The sequence below is a fragment of the Streptomyces ossamyceticus genome (assembly GCF_001418475.1).
Classification (GTDB): Bacteria; Actinomycetota; Actinomycetes; order Streptomycetales; family Streptomycetaceae; genus Streptomyces; species Streptomyces ossamyceticus.
On record NZ_LIQX01000859.1, the window covers coordinates 1 to 3,445 of the forward strand.

General features: G+C 73.1%; 5 protein-coding genes. 1 reads left to right on the top strand and 4 read right to left on the bottom strand.

The window, feature by feature from the left end; genetic code table 11:
* The first annotated feature begins 28 nt into the window (after positions 1–28).
* Positions 29–715: a pyridoxine/pyridoxamine 5'-phosphate oxidase gene (locus AOK15_RS39780; RefSeq protein ID WP_055523951.1), complete on the top strand. Its 687-nt coding sequence runs from the start codon at positions 29–31 to the stop codon at positions 713–715.
* A gap of 52 nt (positions 716–767) precedes the next feature.
* On the opposite strand, the gene AOK15_RS39785 is transcribed toward AOK15_RS39780, so the two are convergent.
* The 4 genes from AOK15_RS39785 to AOK15_RS39800 form a co-directional block, all read right to left on the bottom strand.
* Positions 768–1,556: a DUF5995 family protein gene (locus tag AOK15_RS39785; protein ID WP_055523952.1), complete on the bottom strand. Its 789-nt coding sequence runs from the start codon at positions 1,554–1,556 to the stop codon at positions 768–770.
* A 37-nt stretch (positions 1,557–1,593) separates the two neighbouring features.
* Complete coding sequence (locus AOK15_RS39790) at positions 1,594–2,472, bottom strand: class I SAM-dependent DNA methyltransferase (protein ID WP_079058960.1); 879 nt, start codon at positions 2,470–2,472, stop codon at positions 1,594–1,596.
* A gap of 111 nt (positions 2,473–2,583) precedes the next feature.
* Positions 2,584–3,159 (bottom strand): GNAT family N-acetyltransferase, encoded by a 576-nt coding sequence (locus tag AOK15_RS39795; protein ID WP_055523956.1) that lies wholly within the window; start codon positions 3,157–3,159, stop codon positions 2,584–2,586.
* Between the two features lie 128 nt (positions 3,160–3,287).
* On the bottom strand, positions 3,288–3,445 hold a 158-nt coding region (locus AOK15_RS39800; RefSeq protein ID WP_167738924.1), incomplete at its 5' end, for an OB-fold domain-containing protein.

Consider the following 3,445-nt stretch of genomic DNA (forward strand, 5'->3'; position numbering starts at 1 on the left):
GAAGGGCCCGGCCCGGCAGAATCGGCGCATGAGCACTCCCGGCGCCGACGCCCCCTCCGACTTCGTCCAGCTGCTGCGGACCCTGCGGGTCTGGGACCCCGAGGTCACCGAGCTGCCCGGCTTCGACCCGGCCGCGGCGCCCGCGGCACCGGTCCCCCTGTTCACCACCTGGTTCGCGGACGCGGTCGCGGCCGGGCAGCCGGAGCCGCACACGATGTCGCTGGCCACCGCGGACGAGGAGGGCAACCCGGACGTCCGTACGGTGATGCTGCACGACGTGGACGCCGACGGCTGGCACTTCGCGACGCACTCCGGCAGCCGCAAGGGACGGCACCTGGCGGCCCGCCCGTACGCGGCCCTCGGCTTCTACTGGCCCGTGCGGGGCCGGCAGGTGCGGGTGCGCGGCCGGGTCGCGGTGGCCCCCGCCGCCTTCGCCCAGGCCGACCTGCACGCCCGCTCGACGGGCGCGCTGGCCGCGGCCCTCGTCGGGCAGCAGAGCGCGGTCCTGCCCTCCCTGGCGGAACTGGAACGGGCGTCCGACGACGCCTGGGCACGGGCCGAACGGGAGCCGGACGCGCGCGTCCCGTCCTGGACGGCGTACACGGTCGAGCCGGACGAGGTGGAGTTCTTCCAGGGCGACGCCCGCCGACGCCACGTACGGCTCGTCTACCGCAGGGGGGAGGGGGGTTGGGCCACGGAGCTTCTGTGGCCCTGAGACACGGGCACGCCTGGGGAGAGGCCTGGGCAGCCGGGGGGGGGAGCTGGGCTCAGTCGTCCGTGCTTCGCCGGGCGGCGGGCCGTTCCATCGCTCTGTCCAGGTGGGCGACGACGGCCGGGACGTCGTCGCTCTCGGTGGCGCTGATCAGTTCCAGGGCCGGTCGGACGAGGCCGCCGGGGCGGGCGATCAGGCGGGCCAGTACGGCGGCCCGGATGTCGAGCCGCTCGATGGTCTCCGCCTGCTCCTCCTCGGTCTGGCCGGCGAGCAGCACGGCGTCGTGCCAGGCCTCCTGACGGGACCGGCGGATGCTGAAGTCGAGGATCCGCTCGTCGGTGCGCGCCCCGATCCGGTCCAGCAGCGACAGGAGCGGCGACAGGGCGTCGATCGAGTCCTGCACCTCCAGGACGACCCGCCCGAGGATGTCGTTGATCAGCAGGAAGTCGCGTCGCAGCGCGTGGATGGACGCACCGGGGCAGGTCCGCGCGGCGGCGACGGCCAGGTCGAGGTTGATGTGCGCGTTCACCCCGAGCAGCAGGTGCTGGACGATCACCGTGTCGGAGTCGTCCAGCAGCCCGAACGCCTCACGCCAGCAGCGCGGCCCGCTCCGGTCCCGGCGCCAGGCGTCGTACGCCGCGAAGTAACGGTTGCCGAAGTACGTGTCGAACCGGTCCATACGGGCGCCGTCGTCGAACTGCCCCTGGTGTATCGCCGTACGGACCTCGACGGTCACCTGCCGGTACAGCGCCGCGAAGTACCCGATCCGGTCGCCGTCGCGGCGGGCGTCCCGCACGACCTCGGCGAGCCCGTCCACGACCTCGTCGATGTTCCCTGCCGCCATGCCCCACTCCCGTCCCGTGTGCCTCGGCCCTACCGGTTCAGTCCTTCTCCCACACCGACACGTGCCGGGTGCTGTCGCTGGTGAACGGCCGCCGGTCCCAGTCCTCCCAGCGGTGGCGCAGCCGCATCCCGGCGAGCCGGGCCATGAGGTCCAGCTCGGCCGGCCACACGTACCGGAAGGGGATCGAGAGGTGCATCGCCCGCCCGTCGACGACGCGCACATGGTGCGACCGCATCCCCTGCGTGGCCACGTCGTACGTGTCGAACCCCAGCCGGTCCGGGCCCACATGGAACGGCACCGCGTCCTGCCCCGGCGGCAGACTGCGCAGCGCCGGCACCCCGACCTCGATGACGAAACAGCCGCCGGGCACGAGGTGCGCGGCGGCGTTGCGGAAGCAGTCGACCTGGGCGTCCTGCGTGAGCAGGTTGTTGATCGTGTTGAAGACGAGGTAGGCGACGGTGAACTCGCCGTCCGCGCGGGCGGTGGCGAAGTCCCCGATGGTCACGCCGATCGCGTCCCCGCCGGGCTTGGCCCGCATCCGCTCCACCATGGCGCGCGACATGTCGATGCCGTGCACGGGGACGCCCGCGCGGGCGAGGGGCAGGGCGATGCGTCCGGTGCCGACGCCGAACTCCAGCGCGCGGGGCTGGTGTCCGGACCGCCCGGGCTGTCCGGAGCGTCCGGGCTGCTTGGACCGTCCGGGCTGTTCGGCGAGTTCCGCGATCAACGCCACGGCCGGATCGACCGTCTCCGGAACGAACATCTCGGCGGACGTCTCGTCGTAGTGGGCGGCGACGGCCTCACCGAAGTGGCCGTCGGGGTCGTCGACGGTGGCGTACCCGTCGTCGGGTGCCTGCGTCGTCACATCGTGGTCGGGTGTCTGTGCGTCTCCGTGGTCACGTCCCTCTGCACGCATTCTCACGACCGTACCGAGGAAGGCCCGCCGCCCGCACGCGGATTTCACGCCCCCTTCGGTCGGGGCAAGCCGTTCCCGCTCGGCTTTTGCCACACGTCCCCACCGGTTTGGCTATACGTCCCCGCCGGGCTCGGGGTCGGTGGCCAGGCGGGCGTGGAGGTGTGCGTCGCGGAAGGCGTCGTGCCGTCCCGCCTCCCACATCGCCCCGCGCAGGGTCCCCTCGTACGGGTACCCGCACCGCTCGGCGATCCGGCAGGACGCGTCGTGGCCGAGGGCATGGTCGAGTTCGATGCGGTGGAGGCCGAGTTCGGTGAAGGCCCAGCGCGTGGCGAGGTCGACCGAGTGGCGGGCGACCCGCCGGCCGCGGGCCTCCGGCAGCAGCCAGTAGCCGATCATGGCCCGCCGCATGAGCCGGTCGATCCCGCTGAACCCGACCTGCCCGAGCGTGACCCCGCTCCCCGCGTCCACGACCCGGAACGTCGCGGTGCTCCCCTCGGCGTCGGTCTCCGTACGCCGCCGCAACGACTCACGCGCCCCCTCGGGCCCCGCGTCCAGCATCAGAGGCGTGTTCCACCGCCGGAACTCCGGGTCGGAACGCCCCCGGAACCAGGCGTCCACGTCGGCGTCGGACTCGGCGTCCCAGGCACACAGCACGAGCCCGTGCCCGCGCACCTCGGCACGGGACACGGCCCCGGACGACCCGGTGGACTCGGTGGACTCGGTGGACTCGGTGGACTCGGCGGGCGATTCATCGGCACACGACTCAGGAGTACGACTCACGTCGCCATTGAAACCGAGGCGCGCCCGCCCCGGCCCTACGGGGTCACGCACGCACGGAACACCGGCACCCGGAACTCCCCAGCCTCCCGGAACACCGCCTCCACCTCCATCCCCACCCGCAGATCCGCCGCCGCGCACTCCACTACCTCGGTCATCATCCGCGGCCCCTCGACGAGGTCGACGACGGCGGCGA

What these genes read in the sequence shown, in the direction of transcription:
- AOK15_RS39780 (WP_055523951.1), top strand. Translation starts at nt 29, where the DNA reads ATGAGCACTCCCGGCGCCGACGCCCCCTCCGACTTCGTCCAGCTGCTG.
- AOK15_RS39785 (WP_055523952.1), bottom strand. Translation starts at nt 1,556, where the DNA reads ATGGCGGCAGGGAACATCGACGAGGTCGTGGACGGGCTCGCCGAGGTC.
- AOK15_RS39790 (WP_079058960.1), bottom strand. Translation starts at nt 2,472, where the DNA reads ATGCGTGCAGAGGGACGTGACCACGGAGACGCACAGACACCCGACCAC.